The sequence below is a fragment of the Streptomyces sp. BR1 genome (assembly GCF_052373795.1).
GTDB lineage: Bacteria > Actinomycetota > Actinomycetes > Streptomycetales > Streptomycetaceae > Streptomyces.
Window position 1 is genome coordinate 4916296 of record NZ_CM126252.1, and the last position, 17788, is coordinate 4934083.

At 70.1% G+C, this 17788-nt stretch carries 16 protein-coding genes; 7 read left to right on the plus strand and 9 right to left on the minus strand.

Features of this window, described 5'->3' with window-relative positions:
- Window positions 1-13 precede the first annotated feature (13 nt).
- Window positions 14-955, plus strand: a complete 942-nt coding sequence (gene era, locus ACT1U9_RS21305) for a GTPase Era (RefSeq protein ID WP_444534271.1) — start codon at window positions 14-16, stop codon at window positions 953-955.
- Window positions 956-1101: 146 nt separating this feature from the next.
- Here era and ACT1U9_RS21310 read toward each other — a convergent pair whose 3' ends face one another.
- The 3 genes from ACT1U9_RS21310 to ACT1U9_RS21320 are packed head-to-tail and all read right to left on the minus strand — an operon-like array spanning window position 1102 to window position 3297.
- Window positions 1102-1908 (minus strand): GNAT family N-acetyltransferase, encoded by an 807-nt coding sequence (locus tag ACT1U9_RS21310; protein ID WP_444534272.1) that lies wholly within the window; start codon window positions 1906-1908, stop codon window positions 1102-1104.
- A gap of 29 nt (window positions 1909-1937) precedes the next feature.
- Complete coding sequence (locus ACT1U9_RS21315) at window positions 1938-2204, minus strand: protealysin inhibitor emfourin (RefSeq protein ID WP_188278017.1); 267 nt, start codon at window positions 2202-2204, stop codon at window positions 1938-1940.
- A 31-nt stretch (window positions 2205-2235) separates the two neighbouring features.
- On the minus strand, window positions 2236-3297 hold the full coding sequence (locus ACT1U9_RS21320) for a M4 family metallopeptidase (protein WP_444534273.1): 1062 nt from the start codon (window positions 3295-3297) through the stop codon (window positions 2236-2238).
- Between the two features lie 311 nt (window positions 3298-3608).
- On the opposite strand from ACT1U9_RS21320, the gene leuA reads away from it, so the two are divergent.
- The 4 genes from leuA (at window position 3609) to ACT1U9_RS21340 (ending at window position 7899) form a co-directional block, all read left to right on the plus strand.
- A complete protein-coding gene (gene leuA, locus ACT1U9_RS21325) occupies window positions 3609-5372 on the plus strand; it encodes a 2-isopropylmalate synthase (RefSeq protein WP_444534274.1) in 1764 nt (587 codons plus the stop codon).
- Between the two features lie 160 nt (window positions 5373-5532).
- Complete coding sequence (locus ACT1U9_RS21330) at window positions 5533-6252, plus strand: TerB family tellurite resistance protein (protein WP_444534275.1); 720 nt, start codon at window positions 5533-5535, stop codon at window positions 6250-6252.
- A gap of 47 nt (window positions 6253-6299) precedes the next feature.
- Entirely contained in the window at window positions 6300-7049 is a 750-nt protein-coding gene (recO, locus tag ACT1U9_RS21335; protein WP_444534276.1) for a DNA repair protein RecO, read from the plus strand.
- 16 nt (window positions 7050-7065) lie between these two features.
- Complete coding sequence (locus tag ACT1U9_RS21340; RefSeq protein WP_444534277.1) at window positions 7066-7899, plus strand: isoprenyl transferase; 834 nt, start codon at window positions 7066-7068, stop codon at window positions 7897-7899.
- Window positions 7900-7927: 28 nt separating this feature from the next.
- Here the strand turns inward: ACT1U9_RS21340 and ACT1U9_RS21345 are convergent, their stop codons facing one another.
- Window positions 7928-8587 carry a ScbR family autoregulator-binding transcription factor gene (locus ACT1U9_RS21345; protein ID WP_444534278.1) on the minus strand — a complete coding sequence of 220 codons (660 nt, stop codon included), beginning with the start codon at window positions 8585-8587 and terminating at the stop codon, window positions 7928-7930.
- A gap of 168 nt (window positions 8588-8755) precedes the next feature.
- Here ACT1U9_RS21345 and ACT1U9_RS21350 point away from each other — a divergent pair, with 168 nt between their 5' ends.
- Window positions 8756-9697 (plus strand): ScbA/BarX family gamma-butyrolactone biosynthesis protein, encoded by a 942-nt coding sequence (locus tag ACT1U9_RS21350; protein WP_444534279.1) that lies wholly within the window; start codon window positions 8756-8758, stop codon window positions 9695-9697.
- A gap of 11 nt (window positions 9698-9708) precedes the next feature.
- Window positions 9709-10554: an NmrA family NAD(P)-binding protein gene (locus ACT1U9_RS21355; RefSeq protein WP_444534280.1), complete on the plus strand. Its 846-nt coding sequence runs from the start codon at window positions 9709-9711 to the stop codon at window positions 10552-10554.
- Window positions 10555-10604: 50 nt separating this feature from the next.
- Here the strand turns inward: ACT1U9_RS21355 and ACT1U9_RS21360 are convergent, their stop codons facing one another.
- The 5 genes from ACT1U9_RS21360 to ACT1U9_RS21380 form a co-directional block, all read right to left on the minus strand.
- Window positions 10605-11831, minus strand: coding sequence for a cytochrome P450 family protein (locus ACT1U9_RS21360; RefSeq protein ID WP_444534281.1), 1227 nt, complete (start codon window positions 11829-11831; stop codon window positions 10605-10607).
- 152 nt (window positions 11832-11983) lie between these two features.
- The gene (locus ACT1U9_RS21365) at window positions 11984-13048 is read right to left on the minus strand and encodes a 2-oxoacid:ferredoxin oxidoreductase subunit beta (RefSeq protein WP_444534282.1); all 1065 of its coding nucleotides are present in this window, start codon (window positions 13046-13048) and stop codon (window positions 11984-11986) included.
- Window positions 13041-14897: a 2-oxoacid:acceptor oxidoreductase subunit alpha gene (locus ACT1U9_RS21370; protein WP_444534283.1), complete on the minus strand. Its 1857-nt coding sequence runs from the start codon at window positions 14895-14897 to the stop codon at window positions 13041-13043. The genes ACT1U9_RS21365 and ACT1U9_RS21370 overlap by 8 nt, the downstream gene beginning before the upstream one ends.
- Before the next feature lie 10 nt (window positions 14898-14907).
- Window positions 14908-16665 carry an acetyl/propionyl/methylcrotonyl-CoA carboxylase subunit alpha gene (locus ACT1U9_RS21375; RefSeq protein ID WP_444534284.1) on the minus strand — a complete coding sequence of 586 codons (1758 nt, stop codon included), beginning with the start codon at window positions 16663-16665 and terminating at the stop codon, window positions 14908-14910.
- A gap of 355 nt (window positions 16666-17020) precedes the next feature.
- The gene (locus ACT1U9_RS21380) at window positions 17021-17683 is read right to left on the minus strand and encodes a ScbR family autoregulator-binding transcription factor (protein WP_444534285.1); all 663 of its coding nucleotides are present in this window, start codon (window positions 17681-17683) and stop codon (window positions 17021-17023) included.
- Between the last annotated feature and the right edge of the window lie 105 nt (window positions 17684-17788).

Below are 17788 nucleotides of genomic sequence, written 5' to 3' on the forward strand. Positions count from 1 at the left end.
GAGAATGGGCGGCATGAGCGCTCGTACTGTTGAGAACAACGCCCCCCACCGGGCCGGCTTCGCCTGCTTCGTCGGCCGCCCCAACGCGGGCAAGTCCACCCTCACGAACGCTCTGGTCGGACAGAAGGTGGCGATCACCTCCAACCGTCCGCAGACGACGCGGCACACGGTACGGGGCATCGTGCACCGCCCCGACGCCCAGCTGATCCTGGTCGACACGCCGGGCCTGCACAAGCCGCGCACGCTGCTCGGCGAGCGCCTGAACGACGTCGTGCGGACGACGTGGGCCGAGGTCGACGTGATCGGCTTCTGCCTGCCCGCCGACCAGAAGCTGGGCCCCGGCGACAAGTTCATCGCCAAGGAGCTCGCGGGGATCAAGAAGACCCCGAAGATCGCGATCGTCACCAAGACGGACCTGGTCGACTCCAAGGCGCTGGCCGAGCAGCTGATCGCGGTGCAGAAGCTCGGGGACGAGCTGGGCTTCGAGTGGGCGCAGATCGTGCCGGTCTCGGCCGTCGGCGACCAGCAGGTCCAGCTGGTGGCGGACCTCTTGGTCCCGCTGCTGCCCGAGGGCCCGGCGCTCTACCCCGAGGGCGACCTCACGGACGAGCCCGAGCAGGTCATGGTGGCCGAGCTGATCCGTGAGGCGGCGCTGGAAGGTGTACGGGACGAGCTTCCGCACTCCATCGCCGTGGTCGTCGAGGAGATGCTGCCGCGTGAGGACCGTCCGGCGGATCGGCCGCTGCTCGACATCCACGCGAACGTGTACATCGAGCGGCCCAGCCAGAAGGGGATCATCATCGGCCCCAAGGGCAAGCGGCTCAAGGAAGTCGGCATGAAGTCACGCAAGCACATCGAGGCGCTGCTCGGCACGCCGGTGTTCCTTGACCTTCACGTGAAGGTCGCCAAGGACTGGCAACGAGACCCGAAGCAGCTGCGCAAGCTGGGCTTTTAGAGCCCCACCCCGCCCCTGAAGGAGGGCCCGAAGGGCCCATCCAGGGGCGCGGGGAACTGCGCGAGCAACCGAGCACGGTCCGCAGAAAAGGAACCCGGCCGCCCGCCCAGGGCTTTCGGGAAGGGGTGGGGTGGGGTGGGGGGAAATTACGCCTCGGCGATCAGCGCTGTCGCCACTCGCACGAAACCAAGGCGGGCGTAGATGCGGGCTACGTCCTCGTCGCCCGCCGACAGGAACACCGTCGACGCGCCCCGGGCGCGGGCGTCGCGGACCAGCTCAGCCGTGACCGCCTCGCCCAGACCCCGCCGCCGCGCAGAAGGCAGCGTGCCGACGCCGACGATCTCCGTGACACCGGACACCGGCTGATGCATGCCCGAGCAGAGCGGAAGCCCGTCCTCCACAGCCGCCGCCATGGCCGTGATGCCGTCGCGGATGCGCTGGGCGACCTGCTCGGCCCGGCCGTCGCCGACCCGCGCCCTGATCTCGGCGGTGAGCTCGGAAGGACCCGCCGCACCCACCGCCGTACCGGGCGAGGAGAACGCCAGATGCGGCACCACCAGCGCCGCGTGCAGCAGCGGATCGTCCGCGCCCAGCATCCGCACCAGCGGATGGGGAGGCGCGTCCGGCGCGTCCGCCGAGAGCACCATCAGCGGATGCTCATGGACCGAGAGACCCGTCGCCTCCACGGCCGCCCGCAGCCCCGGGCTCACCTCGCCCACCCACTCGAACGCCTCCGGTATCCCCAGCTGCCGCTGGCGCGCCCGGACCCGGTCCACGTCGGCGGCCGAGACCGGGCCCGGGTGGTCGAGGGTCGGCCGGGCGTAGAACGGCCAGCCCGCTCCCTCCCGTACGAAAAGGGTCAGCGGACCGAAGTCCTCCGCCCGGGCCGATGCGCGCGGCACCGAGTCGTAGTAGCGCTCAAGGAGTTCGAGGCCGGAAGTGCGTGTCGTCATGCTCCGCATCAAAGCAATCGGCGGACCGGCTACGCACCCTCTTTAAGGACCCGTGAGACGAGGGTGCGCTGGGCCTCCGACAGATGTGGGTCCTCGCAGTGGACGGTACGGCCGTCCACGGTGATCTCGTAGTGGAAGCCGTCCGGTACGCCCGTGGACGGCTCGGCCCGGCCGTCGGCGAGCGCCGCCTCGGCCAGGGCCTGCCACTCGGCGGCATCGGGCCGGCCCGAGGTGTCCACCTCGGCCCGGCGCTCGATACCGGCGAAACCTCCTGTGCGGGTCACCTGGATTCGCATGGTCCCTGTCTAGCAGTGCTCCGGGCCCGCGTCAGCCGGAAGCCACCCCGACCTGGGACCAGGCCTTGAGAACGGCCTGATGTTCCTCCCCGTCGCCGTACCGGCTGTGCGAGGCCGCCACCGTCAGCCGGGCGAAGTCCGTGAACATGGCCTGTTTGCCCAGCTGGCCGCCGGTCAGCACGTCGTACCAGATCTGCCCGGCCCGCTCCCACGCCTTGCCGCCGAGCGCCTCGGCGACCAGGTAGAAGGCGTGGTTGGGGATGCCCGAGTTGATGTGGACGCCGCCGTTGTCGCGGCCGGTGGTGACGTAGTTCTGCATCGTCGCGGGCTGCGGGTCCTTGCCGAGGACGTGGTCGTCGTACGCGGTGCCCGGCGCCTTCATCGAGCGCAGCGCCGTCCCCGTCACCGCCGGGGCGAGCAGGCCCTGGCCGATGAGCCAGTCGGCGTCCTGCGCGTCCTGGTCCAGCGTGTACTGCTTGATCAGCGAGCCGAAGACGTCCGACATCGACTCGTTGAGCGCGCCCGGCTGGCCGAAGTACGTCAGGTTCGCGGTGTGCTGGGTGACGCCGTGGGTCAGCTCGTGGCCGATGACGTCGACGGGGAGCGTGAAGTCCAGGAAGATCCGGCCGTCGCCGTCCCCGAACACCATCTGGGTGCCGTTCCAGAAGGCGTTGTCGTACTGGTTGTCGAAGTGCACGGTGGCTTCCAGCGGCATGCCGCGGCCGTCGATCGAGTGCCGCCCGTACGCCTTCAGATACAGCTCGAAGGTCGCGCCGAGCCCGGCGAAGGCGCGGTTGACGGTCGCGTCCTGGACCGGCTGGTCGCTCTCGCGGCGCACGACCTGGCCGGGCAGCGCGGTGCCGTGCCGGGCGTCGCAGATCGTGCGGTGCGGCCGGTCGGCGGCCGCGCCCTCGGGCGGGGTGACGGCGGGCGCGCCCAGCACCGTGGTCACGCGGCGGGAGGTGCGCTGGGCCGCGTCCGCGACGAGTGTCCTGCGGGCGGTCTCGGACAGCGCGGGGTCCTCGGCGTCCAGCAGACGGTCGAAGACGTGTGGGGGAACGATGGTGCAGAAGGCGGGTGTATGCGCGTTCATGTCGCGACAATGTGGCACCGGGTCATGGAGCTGTCACCACCCGCCACCATGATTGGTTCCGACAAGGGCAGGCCGTCCCGTTTGGGGCTTTGGTCCCTGGTGTCACCAGTGACGTCCCGCATACTGAAACGGGACTGCCACCTCGCCGGCACTCGATTAGTCTTCTTCGCATCATGCGTTTCGGGCTGCTTCTCCTTAGCTGCCGCGGCGAGGGCCTGTAGTCGTAGGCCGACCCCCTCCCCGCGGGACCTGGTGGTGCGCTTCGACAGTCGGCCGTCCTTCATCGCAGGACCCCCGAGGAGCCCTTCGCAATGACGCAGCACACCTTCGCCGGCCGCCCCACGCCCATCACCAACGCGACCCACACCCAGCAGCCGTCCGGGATGCCGATCCACAAGTACGGCACGTACGAGGCCGTGGACATCCCCGATCGCACCTGGCCCGAGCAGCGGATCAGCAAGGCGCCGCGCTGGCTGTCCACCGATCTGCGCGACGGCAACCAGGCCCTGATCGACCCGATGAGCCCCGCCCGCAAGCGCGAGATGTTCGACCTGCTGGTGCGCATGGGCTACAAGGAGATCGAGGTCGGCTTCCCGTCGTCCGGCGACACCGACTTCAACTTCGTACGCTCGATCATCGAAGAGGGCGCGATCCCCGAGGACGTGACGATCTCCGTCCTGACCCAGGCCCGCGAGGACCTGATCGAGCGGACCGTGGAGTCGCTGCGCGGCGCCCACCGGGCCACCGTGCACCTGTACAACGCCACCGCCCCCACCTTCCGCCGGGTCGTCTTCCGGGGCTCCAAGGACGACATCAAGCAGATCGCGGTGGACGGCACCCGGCTGGTGATGGAGTACGCGGAGAAGATCCTGGGCCCGGAGACGACCTTCGGCTACCAGTACAGCCCGGAGATCTTCACCGACACCGAGCTGGACTTCGCCCTGGAGGTCTGCGAGGCGGTCTGCGACGTCTGGCAGCCCGAGGAGGGCCGCGAGATCATCCTCAACCTGCCCGCCACGGTGGAGCGTTCGACGCCGTCCACGCACGCGGACCGGTTCGAGTGGATGAGCCGCAACCTGACCCGCCGCGAGTTCGTCTGCCTGTCCGTGCACCCGCACAACGACCGCGGTACGGCGGTGGCGGCGGCCGAGCTGGCGATCATGGCCGGGGCCGACCGCATCGAGGGCTGCCTGTTCGGCCAGGGCGAGCGCACCGGCAACGTCGACCTGGTCACCCTGGGCATGAACCTGTTCAGCCAGGGCGTCGACCCGCAGATCGACTTCTCGCAGATCGACGAGATCCGCCGCACCAGCGAGTACTGCAACCAGATGGAGGTCCACCCGCGCCACCCCTACGCGGGCGACCTGGTCTACACCGCCTTCTCCGGTTCCCACCAGGACGCCATCAAGAAGGGCTTCGACGCGATGGAGGCGGACGCCGCCGCCAAGGGCGTCACGGTCGACGACATCGAGTGGGCGGTGCCGTATCTGCCGATCGACCCGAAGGACGTCGGCCGCTCCTACGAGGCCGTCATCCGGGTCAACTCGCAGTCGGGCAAGGGCGGTATCGCGTACGTCCTGAAGAACGACCACAAGCTGGACCTGCCGCGCCGGATGCAGATCGAGTTCTCGAAGATCATCCAGGCGAAGACGGACGCCGAGGGCGGCGAGGTCACGCCCGGCCAGATCTGGTCGGTCTTCCAGGACGAGTACCTGCCGAATCCGGCCAACCAGTGGGGCCGCATCCAGCTGCGTTCCGGACAGACCACGACCGACACGGACGGCCGGGACACGCTGACCGTCGAGGCGGTCGTGGACGGCGTACCGACGGTCCTGACCGGTACCGGAAACGGTCCGATCTCGGCCTTCTTCGAGGCGCTGGCCGCCGTCGGCGTGGACGCGCGACTGCTGGACTACCAGGAGCACACGATGAGCGAGGGCGCGTCCGCGCAGGCCGCCTCGTACATCGAGTGCGCGATCGACGGCCAGGTGCTGTGGGGCATCGGCATCGACGCCAACACCACGCGCGCGTCCCTGAAGGCGGTCGTCTCGGCGGTCAACCGCGCCGCACGCTGACACCCCCTGCGGAGGGTTTGCGGCGCCCCACCGGCCCTGTGCGGGCGGTGGGGCGCCGTCTTTGCGCCACTCCTTCCTACGGGGTGCTGACGTCACATCATCGATGTGGCTAACATCACGTCAACGCGGCAGTGTTGCCGGACCGTTACGGAGGTGCGCGGTGGTGCAAGGCCGGGGACATGACGGTTCGAACCCTCGCGCCCGAGGCATCCTCGTACGAGTGTGGACGATCCGGACATCATGGAACACCGTCGGCGACGGCGACTTCTTCTGCCCGGAGTGCGGGGGCGACCGCAACTTCCGCCGCAGGACCGGCCGTCGGCGCCTCGCCGTGTTCGGGGTGCCGCTGTTCTCGCGCGGGGACGCCGGGCCCGTCGTGGAGTGCGCCGCCTGCGAGAGCCACTTCGGCACGGACGCCCTCGACCACCCGACCACCACCCGCTTCTCGGCGATGCTGCGGGACGCGGTCCACACCGTCGCGCTCGCCGTCCTCGCCGCCGGCGGCACCTCCTCGCGCACGGTCACGGCCACCGCGGCCGCCACGGTCCGCGCCGCCGGGTACGACGACTGCACCGAGGAGCAGCTGATCGCCCTCATCGAGGCGCTGGCCGCCGACACCGGCCGCTACCTCGCCGACACCGACGCCGACCCGTGCGGCGCGGCCCTCGCCATCGAGCTCCATGAGTCCCTGGAGCCGCTGGCCCCGCACCTGGCCCCGGCCGGCCGGGAGTCGATCCTGCTCCAGGGCGCCCGCATCGCGCTCGCCGACGGCCCGTACAGCCCGGCGGAGCGCGAGGTCCTCACGACGGTCGGCGGCGCGCTCCGGCTGTGCGCGGACGACGTCTCACGGCTGCTTGCGGCGGCGCGTACGCCGTCGTGACAGCGGCTCCGTGAGGGCACCGCTCGACGCGGTGAAACAATGGGCCCATGAGTCTGTTCCGGGACGACGGCATAGTGCTGCGCACCCAGAAGCTCGGTGAGGCCGACCGCATCATCACGCTTCTGACCCGCGGCCATGGCCGCGTCCGCGCCGTCGCCCGCGGAGTGCGCCGGACGAAGTCCAAGTTCGGGGCGCGACTCGAACCGTTCTCGCACGTCGACGTGCAGTTCTTCGCGCGCGGCAGCGAACTGGTCGGCCGGGGGCTGCCGTTGTGCACCCAGAGTGAGACCATCGCTCCGTACGGTGGCGCCATCGTCACCGACTACGCCCGGTACACCGCCGGCACGGCGATGCTGGAGACGGCGGAACGGTTCACCGACAACGAGGGCGAGCCCGCCGTGCAGCAGTACCTGCTGCTCGTCGGCGCGCTGCGCACGCTGGCGCGCGGCGAGCACGCGCCCGGCCTGGTCCTGGACGCCTTCCTGCTGCGCTCGCTCGCGGTCAACGGCTACGCGCCGAGCTTCGAGGACTGCGCGAAGTGCGGCATCCACGGGCCCAACCGGTTCTTCTCGGTGGCCGGCGGCGGAGTGATATGCGCCGACTGCCGGGTGCCCGGCAGCGTCGTACCCTCTGCGGAGGCGGTCGCCCTGCTGAGCGCGCTGCTCACGGGGGACTGGGCGACGGCGGACGCGAGCGAGCCGAGGCACGTGCGGGAGGGCAGTGGCCTGGTGTCGGCCTATCTGCACTGGCATCTGGAGCGCGGCCTGCGCTCACTGCGGTACGTAGAGAAGAACTGAGGGAGAAGAACTCCACATGGCACGACGCGGAATCCTGGGCGGCCGGTCCCGCCGGGAGTACACGAGTCCCGAGCCGCACCCGTCGGGCGCGCGCCCGCCGAAGATCCCCGGCGAGCTGGTGCCCAAGCACGTGGCGGTCGTCATGGACGGCAACGGGCGCTGGGCCAAGGAGCGCGGACTTCCGCGCACCGAGGGCCACAAGATCGGCGCCGAGCGCGTCCTCGACGTGCTCCAGGGCGCCATCGAGATGGGCGTGGGGAGCATCTCCCTGTACGCCTTCTCCACCGAGAACTGGCGGCGCTCGCCGGACGAAGTGCGCTTCCTGATGAACTTCAACCGCGACTTCATCCGCAAGACCCGCGACCAGCTCGATGAACTGGGCATCCGGGTGCGCTGGGTGGGCCGGATGCCGAAGCTGTGGAAGTCGGTGGCCAAGGAGCTCCAGGTCGCCCAGGAGCAGACCAAGGACAACGACAAGCTGACGCTGTACTTCTGCATGAACTACGGCGGCCGGGCGGAGGTCGCGGACGCCGCGCAGGCGCTGGCGGAGGATGTGAAGGCGGGCCGCCTCGACCCGTCGAAGGTCAACGAGAAGACCTTCGCGAAGTACCTGTACTACCCGGACATGCCGGACGTGGACCTGTTCCTGCGCCCGTCGGGCGAGCAGCGCACCTCCAACTACCTGATCTGGCAGAGCGCTTACGCGGAGATGGTCTTCCAGGACGTGCTGTGGCCGGACTTCGACCGCCGCGACCTGTGGCGCGCCTGCCTGGAGTACGCCCAGCGCGACCGCCGCTTCGGCGGGGCGATCCCCAACCAGGGCCAGCCGGAGCCGGAGTCCGGCGAGTAGGACCCGCTCATGTGCGGGCCGCTGGGGGTCAGACCCCGGCGGCCTCGCGCTCGGCGGCCTCCAGCTCGGCGGAGATACGCGCGCCGCGGTCCTCGGCGAAGTCCAGGGCCGCCAGCACCGACGGCACCGCGATGCTGGACATCATGTGGCGCTGCATGACGGCGTGGCGGTGCGAGAGGTCCTGGTAGTCGCTGAGGATCTGCGACATCATCTGCAGCCCCGCGAAGGCTCCCACATACAGCTCGGCCGTGTCGGAGATGACCACGTTGGGCAGCAGCTCGCCGCGCTGCTGCGCCACGGTGAGCAGCTCGCCGTTGACCTCGCTCCAGTGCCTGAACGGCCCGCTGCGGTCCAGGCCGTGGGCCTGCTGGTCGAGGGTGAGGCGGACACTCGCCCGTACCAGGTGGTCGGTACGGAGCCGGTGCGCCAGGATCGAGCCGGCGTCGATGAGTTCCTGGAGCTTGATCGGCTGCGGCTGAAGCCCGGGGCCCGAGCCCTGCTCGCTGAGCACCCCGTGGGCGAGCGCTTCCTTCGACTGGAAGTGGAAGTACAGCGCGCCCTTGGTGACCCCGGCGACCTTCAGGATGTCCGTGATGGTGGCGGCCTGGAAGCCCTGCTTCTCGAAGACCATGGCCGCGGCCTCCAGGATCGCCCTCCTGGTACGGATCGCCCGGTCCTGCTTCGCCACACTGCCTCCTCGTTGTATCGCCGCGATGTCAGCGCGGTGAAGCTTTCCGGGGCCGCCCGCCCCAATGTCTTGAAAAAAACCGTCTAGTTTGTATCTTATCAGGGGACGCGCCACTACGGTCTTTCGGTACACGCCCCTGGGGGGAGCATGCCCAAAACGCAGGCAGTCTTGACCGGTGCCCAGCACATAACCGGCACCGCGGCCGTAAACGCCCTGAACAGCGGCCCGGTACACACCGTTTCGCCTGAACTTGTCCACCGGGCCCGGCCCGCCGACGCGTTCCCGCGCGGCTGGCGGCGCCGCGGTGACCATACCTTCTCGGTCACCGCGAGCTGGCCCCACGACCACGTCTTTTTCGAGCCAGTCTCGGGCGCCCTGCACGACCCGCTGCTCGTCGTCGAGACGATGCGCCAGTCCGCGATGCTCATCGTGCACGCGGGCTACGAAGTCCCGCTCGACTGGCACTTCATGCTCACCGACCTCGAATACGAGGGCCACGCCGACCAGTTGGACGTCGGCGGCGCGTCCGCCCTCATCGAGGTGGAGCTGGACTTCTCCCAGCTCGAATGGCGCGGCGGCAGGCTCACCCAGCTCAAGGTCGACTGGACGCTGCGGCGCGGGGGCCGCCTGCTGGCCACCGGAAACGGCCGGGCCCGGGTCCTGAGCCCCGGCGTCTACCGCAGGCTGCGCGGCGACAAGGAGTTCCCCGGCGTCCTGGAACACCTCCCGCCGCCGATACCCGCCGACCTCGCGGGCCGCTCCCGCGCCGAGGACGTGGTGCTCGCGCCCTTCCCGCAGGAACGCGTCTGGCGGCTGCGCGTCGACACCACGCACCCCACGCTCTTCCAGCGCCCCAACGACCACATACCCGGCATGCTGCTCCTGGAGGCGGCCCGGCAGGCCGCCTGCGCGACCCTGGGACCCCGGCCGTTCGTCCCGCTCGCGGGCGGCATAGCGTTCCACCGGTACGCGGAGTTCGGCACGCCGTGCTGGATCCAGGTGTCCGACGCGCCGGACGCGCGGCCCGGAACACGTGCCGTGCAGGTCACCGGCCACCAGGACGACAGTCTGGTATTCCTGGCCACCCTGGCGGCACCGCACGGAAGTTGACGGAGGCTCAGATGATTCTGGTGACCGGCGCGACCGGGACCGTGGGCCGCGAGGTCGCCCGCCTGCTCGCACAGCGGGGCCCGCTGCGGATCCTGGCCAGGACCCCGGAACGGGTGACGGTGACGGGCCCGGGCGTCGAGGTCGTGCCCGGCGCGTACGGGGACCGCGACAGCCTGGAGCGCGCGCTCGACGGCGTACACGCGGCCTTCCTGGTGACGAACAGCATGACCGAGCCCGACGACGCCCACTTCGCGGCGGCGGCCCGCGTGGCCGGGGTGCGCCATCTGGTCAAGCTCTCGGCGCTCGCCGTCGCCGACCCGGCCGCGACCGACCTCATCACGCGCCGCCAGCGCGAGAACGAGACGGCCGTACGGGAGTCGGGCCTTTCCTGGACGCTGCTGCGGCCCCGGGCGTTCATGACCAACACCCTGTCCTGGGCGCCCTCGGTGCGCGCCGAGGGCGTGGTGCGCGCGCTGTACGGGGACGCGCCCAACGCGACCGTCGACCCGCGCGACATCGCCGAGGTGGCGGCAGAGGTGCTCACCGCGCCCGAGGCGCACGAGGGCCGGGAGTACGCCCTGTCGGGCCCTGCGGCCGTCACCGCCGTCGAGCAGACCGCACAGCTCTCCGAAGCCCTGGGCAGGGAGCTGAAGTTCGAGGAGCTGGGCCCCGAGCGGGCGCGTGCGGCGCTGCTGAAGCGCTACCCCGAGCCGGTGGCCGAGGCGCTGCTGCACAGCGCCGAACGCCAGCTGGCGGGCGCCAAGGCCGGAGTGTCGGACACGGTCCGCGAACTGACCGGCCACCCGGCCCGGTCGTACGCCGACTGGGCCCGCGCCCACGCGAGCGCCTTCGCGTGAGCGCGAGCCTCACGTACGTAGTACGTAGGTAGCGCGCGGACCCCGGCCGGTCAGCCGTGCAGCAGGACCGGCAGCGCCTGGTGGCCGTTGGAGATGAACGACGGCAGCTGCGGCAGGCGTTCGCCGGGCGCGGCCAGGGCCACGTCCGGGAAGCGCTCGAAGAGCGCCGAGAGCGCGACCGTCGCCTCCATCCGGGCCAGCGGCGCGCCCAGGCAGAAGTGCACGCCGTGCCCGAACGCCAGGTGCTCGCGGCGCAGGGGGCGCGCCGGGTCGAAGCGGTCGGCGTCGTCGCCGTGCACCTCGGGGTCGCGGCCGGGACCCGCCAGCGCGACCAGGATCGGCTCGCCCTTGCGGATCAGTACGCCCCCGGCCTCGATGTCCTCCACGGCGTAGCGCAGCGGCACATGGGCGGCCGGCGGCTCCCAGCGCAGGGTCTCCTCGACCACGTCCTCCCAGGCCACCTCCCCGCGCCGGACGCGCGCCAGCTCCTCGGGGTGGGTGAGCAGTGCGTGCGTCGCCTGGTCGATCAGGTTGACCACGGTCTCGAACCCGGCGGAGATCATCAGCAGCAGGGTGTCGACGAGCTCCACCTCGGTCAGACCGCTGCCGTCCTCGTCATGGGTGGCGATGAGGCCGCTGGTCATGTCGTCGCCGGGCTCGGCGCGCTTGTACGCGATGAACTCGTGCAGCGCGGCGTACAGTTCACGCCCGTTCGCCTCGGCCTCCTCGGCGCTGACCGACGTCAGGAAGGTGATGTCGATCAGCCGGCAGAGCCGGTCGCGGGAGGTGTCCGGGACACCGAAGAGCTCGCAGATCACCTGGACGGGCAGCGGGCTCGCGAAGGCCGTGCGCAGGTCGACCGCCTCGCCGCGCGGAGTGCCCGCGAGCTTGTCGAGGAGGTCGGAGACGATCCGCGCGACCGTCGGCCGCAGCGACTCGGTCTGCCGCGCGGTGAACGCCCGGTTCGTCAGCTTCCGCAGCCGGCTGTGCTCCTCGCCGTACGCGGTGATCATGCTGCGCACCGATATCCAGATGGCGAGCGGCCAGGTGCGGGGTATCTCGCCGCTGATCCAGGCGGGCCAGTGCAGTTCGGCGTCCTTGGAGACGCGCGGGTCGGTCATCAGGCTCTTGGCCACGTCGTTGCTGGTGACCGACCACGCGGACACGCCGCCCGGCAGCTCGACCCGGGTGACCGGGCCGCGCTCGCGGATACGGGCGATCTCGCCGTGGATGTCGGCCCCGGAGGCGTCGATGGCGAACGGGCAGTGCTGGGGCATGGAGGTGCTCCGAAGGGGACGGGAACGGGGGGTGCGTGCCATGCCGACTACTGTGCCCTCCCCCCAGACGCGCGGGCGGGAGGACACTAACAAACCGGGTTACCGGTTTGACGACAGGGTCGGTTTTCAGCCCCTTGCGTCCCGTGTGCGCGTCACCCGACGACGGTCCAGGTGTCGTTGCCGGTGAGGAGGTTGGCGAGGTCGCCCTTGCCGCGCTGCTCGATGGCCTGGTCCAGCTGGTCGGCCATCTGCGTGTCGTACACCGGCCGGCTCACGCTGCGGAACACACCGATCGGGGTCTGGTGGAGCGTGTCCGGGTCGGCGAGGCGGGACAGCGCGAACGCGGTGGTCGGCGACGTGGCGTGCGCGTCGTGCACCAGGATCCGCGACTCGTTCTCCGGGGTCACCTCGACCACCTGGAGGTCACCGGTGGCCGGATCGCGGACGACACCCTTGTGCAGGTCGGCGCCGAACCGGATCTGCTCCCCGTGCTCAAGCCGGATCACGGCCTCCTGCGCCAGCTCGTTGTCCTTGAGGACTTCGAAGGCGTCGTCGTTGAAGATGTTGCAGTTCTGGTAGATCTCGATGAGGGCGGTGCCGGGGTGGTCGGCCGCTTGGCGCAGGGTCTCGGTGAGGTGCTTGCGGTCGGAGTCGACCGTACGCGCCACGAAGGAGGCCTCCGCGCCGAGCGCGAGGGACACCGGGTTGAAGGGCGCGTCGAGCGAGCCCATAGGCGTCGACTTCGTGATCTTCCCGACCTCGCTCGTCGGCGAGTACTGGCCCTTGGTCAGGCCATAGATCCGGTTGTTGAACAGCAGGATCTTCAAGTTGACGTTGCGGCGCAGGGCGTGGATGAGGTGGTTGCCACCGATCGACAGCGCGTCGCCGTCACCGGTGACCACCCACACGCTCAGGTCGCGCCGCGAGGTGGCGAGGCCGGTGGCGATGGCGGGGGCGCGGCCGTGGATGGAGTGCATCCCGTAGGTGTTCATGTAGTACGGGAAGCGGCTGGAGCAGCCGATGCCGGAGACGAAGACGATGTTCTCTTTGGCGAGGCCGAGTTCGGGCATGAAGCCCTGGACGGCGGCGAGGACGGCGTAGTCGCCGCAGCCGGGACACCAGCGGACCTCCTGGTCCGACTTGAAGTCCTTCATCGACTGCTTGGCCTCGGCCTTGGGCACCAGGCTGAGCAGGGTACGTGCCGTCGTCTCAGTCATTGATGGCCTCCTTGAGGGCCTCCGCGAGCTGCTCGGCCTTGAACGGCATTCCGTTGACCTGGGTGTACGACTGCGCGTCGACCACGAACTTCGCCCGGATCAGCGTGGCGAGCTGGCCGAGGTTCATCTCGGGGACGACCACCTTGTCGTAACGCCTCAGCACCTCGCCGAGATTCCTCGGGAAGGGGTTGAGGTGACGCAGATGGGCCTGCGCGATGGGCACGCCCTCGGCGCGCAGCCGCCGGACGGCCGCGGTGATCGGGCCGTAGGTCGAACCCCAGCCGAGGACAAGGGTGTTGGCACCGCCGAGGTCGTCGACCTCAAGATCGGGGACCTCGATGCCGTCGATCTTCGCCTGCCGGGTGCGGACCATGAACTCGTGGTTGGCGGGGTCGTACGAGATGTTGCCCGTGCCGTCCTGCTTCTCGATCCCGCCGATACGGTGCTCAAGGCCCGGGGTGCCGGGGACGGCCCACGGGCGGGCCAGCGTCTGCGGGTCGCGCTTGTAGGGCCAGAACACTTCGGTGCCGTCGGCCAGCGTGTGGTTGGGCACGGTGGCGAACTGGACGCGCAGGTCGGGGAGTTCCTCGGCATCCGGAACTCGCCACGGCTCCGAACCGTTGGCGAGGTAGCCGTCGGAGAGGAGGAAGACCGGGGTGCGGTAGGTCAGGGCGATGCGGGCGGCGTCCAGAGCCGCGTCGAAGCAGTCGGCCGGGGTCTTCGGCGCCACGATCGGGACCGGGGCTTCACCGTTGCGGCCGTACATCGCCTGGAGCAGGTCGGCCTGTTCGGTCTTGGTGGGGAGGCCGGTGGACGGGCCGCCGCGCTGGATGTCGACGATGAGCAGCGGCAGTTCGAGGCTGACGGCCAGGCCGATGGTCTCGGACTTGAGTGCCACACCGGGGCCGGAAGTGGTGGTGACGCCGAGGGAGCCGCCGAAGGCCGCGCCCAGAGCTGCGCCGATGCCCGCGATCTCGTCCTCGGCCTGGAACGTCCGTACGCCGAAGTTCTTGTGCTTGGACAGCTCGTGCAGGATGTCCGAGGCTGGGGTGATCGGGTACGAGCCCAGGTAGAGCGGCAGGTCCGCCTGCTTGCCCGCCGCGACCAGCCCGTAGGCGAGGGCGAGGTTGCCGGAGATGTTGCGGTAGGTGCCGGGCGGGAAGGCGCGGGTGGCGGGGGCCACCTCGTACGAGACCGCGAAGTCCTCGGTCGTCTCGCCGAAGTTCCAGCCCGCGCGGAAGGCCGCGACGTTCGCCTCGGCGATCTCCGGCTTCTTGGCGAACTTCTGCCGCAGGAACGCCTCGGTGGCCTCGGTGGGGCGGTGGTACATCCAGCTCAGCAGGCCCAGCGCGAACATGTTCTTGCTGCGCTCGGCCTCCTTGCGCGGGAGGCCGAACTCCTTGAGCGCCTCGACCGTCAGCGTGGTCAGCGGCACGGGGTGGATGTTGTACGCGTCGAGGGAGCCGTCCTCCAGCGGGGAGGTCTCGTAACCGACCTTCGCCATCGGGCGCTTGGTGAACTCGTCCGTGTTCACGATGATGTCCGCGCCGCGCGGCACGTCCGCCAGGTTCGCCTTCAAGGCCGCCGGGTTCATCGCGACCAGTACATTGGGGGCGTCGCCCGGGGTGAGGATGTCGTGGTCGGCGAAGTGGAGCTGGAAGCTGGAGACACCGGGGAGGGTGCCGGCGGGGGCGCGGATCTCGGCGGGGAAGTTGGGCAGGGTCGAGAGGTCGTTGCCGAACGAGGCGGTCTCCGAGGTGAAGCGGTCGCCGGTCAGCTGCATGCCGTCGCCCGAGTCACCCGCGAAGCGGATGATCACCCGGTCGAGACGCTTGACTTCCTTCAGCATGGGTGACTCCTCAGCCCTTGATCTCGCAGATGGTGGCACCGGACGTGACGGACGAACCCACTTCCGCCGCAAGGTCCTTGATGGTGCCGGAGCGGTGGGCGTTGAGGGGCTGCTCCATCTTCATCGCTTCGAGGACGACGATGAGGTCGCCTTCGTTGACCTCCTGGCCCTCTTCGACGGCGACCTTGACGATCGTGCCCTGCATCGGAGACGCGAGCGCGTCGCCCGAGACGGCGGAGCCCGCCTTCTTGACCGCGCGACGCTGGGGCTTGGCCCCTGCCGCGAGTCCCGTACGGGCCAGCGTCATCCCGAGGGAAGCGGGCAGCGAGACCTCAAGCCGCTTGCCCGCGACCTCGACGACCACCGACTCCCGCTCGGTGGAGAACTCGTCGTCGCCGTCGGCCGTCGGGGGGACGAACGCGGGGATGGTGTTGACGAATTCGGTCTCGATCCAGCGGGTGTGGATGGTGAAGGGGTCGCTGGTGAAGGCGGGGTCGGTGACGACGGCGCGGTGGAAGGGGATGGCGGTGGCCATGCCCTCCACGGTGAACTCGGCCAGGGCGCGGGAGGCGCGCTGGAGGGCCTGTTCGCGGGTGGCACCGGTGACGATCAGCTTGGCGAGGAGGGAGTCCCAGGCGGGGCCGATGACCGAGCCGGATTCGACGCCCGCGTCGAGGCGGACGCCGGGGCCGGTCGGGGGGTTGAAGGTGGTGACGGTGCCGGGGGCGGGGAGGAAGTTGCGGCCGGGGTCTTCGCCGTTGATGCGGAACTCGAAGGAGTGCCCGCGCACCGCCGGGTCGGTGTAGCCGAGGGCTTCACCGTCGGCGATGCGGAACATCTCGCGGACCAGGTCGATGCCGGTGACTTCTTCGGTGACCGGGTGTTCGACCTGGAGGCGGGTGTTGACCTCCAGGAAGGAGATCGTGCCGTCCGCACCGACCAGGAACTCCACGGTGCCCGCGCCGACGTAACCGGCTTCCTTCAGGATCGCCTTCGACGCGCTGTAGAGCTGCGCGTTCTGCGCCTCGGACAGGAACGGCGCGGGGGCCTCTTCCACCAGCTTCTGGTGGCGGCGCTGGAGCGAGCAGTCGCGGGTGGAGACGACGACCACGTTGCCGTGGCTGTCGGCGAGGCACTGGGTCTCGACGTGGCGCGGCTTGTCGAGGTAGCGCTCCACGAAGCACTCGCCCCGCCCGAACGCCGCAACAGCTTCACGCACCGCCGACTCGTAGAGCTCGGGGACCTCTTCGAGGGTGCGGGCGACCTTCAACCCGCGTCCGCCGCCGCCGAACGCCGCCTTGATCGCGATCGGCAGGCCGTGCTCCTCGGCGAACGCGACGACCTCATCAGCACCCGACACCGGGTCCGGGGTACCCGCCACCAGCGGGGCGCCCGCGCGCTGCGCGATGTGACGCGCGGCCACCTTGTCACCCAGGTCGCGGATCGCCTGCGGCGGCGGGCCGATCCAGGTCAGTCCGGCGTCGAGGACGGCCTGGGCGAAGTCGGCGTTCTCGGAGAGGAATCCGTAGCCGGGGTGGATGGCGTCCGCGCCGGAGTCTGCGGCTGCTTGGAGGACTTTGGTGATGTCCAGGTAGCTGGCGGCCGGGGTGTCACCGCCCAGAGCGAATGCTTCGTCGGCCGCGCGGACGTGCAGAGCGTCCCGGTCCGGGTCGGCGTAGACGGCTACGCTGGCGATCCCGGCGTCCCGGCAGGCCCGGGCAACGCGGACAGCGATTTCGCCACGGTTGGCGATGAGCACCTTGCGCACGACGGCTCCTCAACTTGCGGGTGCTGAGCGGAAAGATCGGATCGGAACGCCGGTTGTTTGTACAGCGCTACCCTCGAAGCATCGTGGAGGGAACGTATCCGGCGTTACTCCGCAGTTGTCCACCGCGCGGTGATCTCACGCGCTGCCCCGCGTGCTGGCTCAGCCGCCAAACCCCCTCCTATGCAGGGGGTTTGGGCGCTACGCCCCCGTAGGTCAGACGGCTTCGCCACCGTTGCTCCACCACGGGGAATTGTGCGAAATTCTTGCGGAACGCGAGTTGTTAGTTCCTGAATTCGGGTGCGGACCGTGCCGGGCTGGTCGCGCAGTTCCCCGCGCCCCTTAGGGAAAAGTCCGCTTAGGCGAGCGCGGCCGCCATCCCCGGGGTGCCGATCGCTGCCATCAAGCCCGGGCTGCCGTCCGGCTTCAGTGAGTCCAGGGCGTCCGCCCGGGCCAGGCGGGGGAGGAGCAGGCGCCAGAACCTGCCGAACATCTGGCGGGAGGACCAGCGGGGATGGGCGCGGCCCATCGCCTCGAAGCCGACCGTCGTCGCCGCGATCACCGCCTTGGCGTCGTCCACGGCGACCCCCTCGGCGAGCGCGCCCTCGGCGGCCGCGCCGGTCAGGACCTCGCCGACCCAGTCGACCCAGTACTGGCGCAGATCGGTCGAGCCCTTCCAGGTCGCGTCGGAGCTGAGGCCGAACCCGGCGCGCAGGACCACGTCGTCGCCGAGCCGGAACGCCAGCGCGTGCGTGGTGTCCACGAGGACCTGGAGCGCCCGTCCGTGACCGGCCTCCCTGGGGCGGGCGATCTGCCGCAGGGACGCCATCGCGTTCTCGCAGACCGCCTCGGCCAGGGCGTTCTTGCTGACGAAGTGGAAGTGCAGCGCCCCGTTGCTGACGCCGGCCCGGGTGCTGATCGCGGTCAGTGAGGACGGTGCGAATCCGTCCGCGTCGAAGACTTCCGCCGCGGCGAGGATCAGCGTCTGACGCGTCCGCTCCGCCCGTTGCTGCTTGCTCATCGTGTCACTCCGTTGTCCGGCGGGGGCATAGGCATGGGCATGGCATGCGTACGCGAGTCTATAGAAACCGACGCGATGGTTTCTTAATTTCCCTCGACTCTGGCT

Bases quoted from the DNA above. Each gene is read 5' to 3' on its own strand.
- ACT1U9_RS21320 (WP_444534273.1), bottom strand. From the start codon at position 3,297: ATGAACGCGCATACACCCGCCTTCTGCACCATCGTTCCCCCACACGTC.
- ACT1U9_RS21370 (WP_444534283.1), bottom strand. From the start codon at position 14,897: ATGCTGAAGGAAGTCAAGCGTCTCGACCGGGTGATCATCCGCTTCGCG.
- recO (WP_444534276.1), top strand. From the start codon at position 6,300: ATGAGTCTGTTCCGGGACGACGGCATAGTGCTGCGCACCCAGAAGCTC.
- era (WP_444534271.1), top strand. From the start codon at position 14: ATGAGCGCTCGTACTGTTGAGAACAACGCCCCCCACCGGGCCGGCTTC.
- ACT1U9_RS21310 (WP_444534272.1), bottom strand. From the start codon at position 1,908: ATGACGACACGCACTTCCGGCCTCGAACTCCTTGAGCGCTACTACGAC.
- ACT1U9_RS21380 (WP_444534285.1), bottom strand. From the start codon at position 17,683: ATGAGCAAGCAGCAACGGGCGGAGCGGACGCGTCAGACGCTGATCCTC.
- ACT1U9_RS21365 (WP_444534282.1), bottom strand. From the start codon at position 13,048: ATGACTGAGACGACGGCACGTACCCTGCTCAGCCTGGTGCCCAAGGCC.
- ACT1U9_RS21355 (WP_444534280.1), top strand. From the start codon at position 9,709: ATGATTCTGGTGACCGGCGCGACCGGGACCGTGGGCCGCGAGGTCGCC.
- ACT1U9_RS21315 (WP_188278017.1), bottom strand. From the start codon at position 2,204: ATGCGAATCCAGGTGACCCGCACAGGAGGTTTCGCCGGTATCGAGCGC.
- leuA (WP_444534274.1), top strand. From the start codon at position 3,609: ATGACGCAGCACACCTTCGCCGGCCGCCCCACGCCCATCACCAACGCG.
- ACT1U9_RS21340 (WP_444534277.1), top strand. From the start codon at position 7,066: ATGGCACGACGCGGAATCCTGGGCGGCCGGTCCCGCCGGGAGTACACG.
- ACT1U9_RS21360 (WP_444534281.1), bottom strand. From the start codon at position 11,831: ATGCCCCAGCACTGCCCGTTCGCCATCGACGCCTCCGGGGCCGACATC.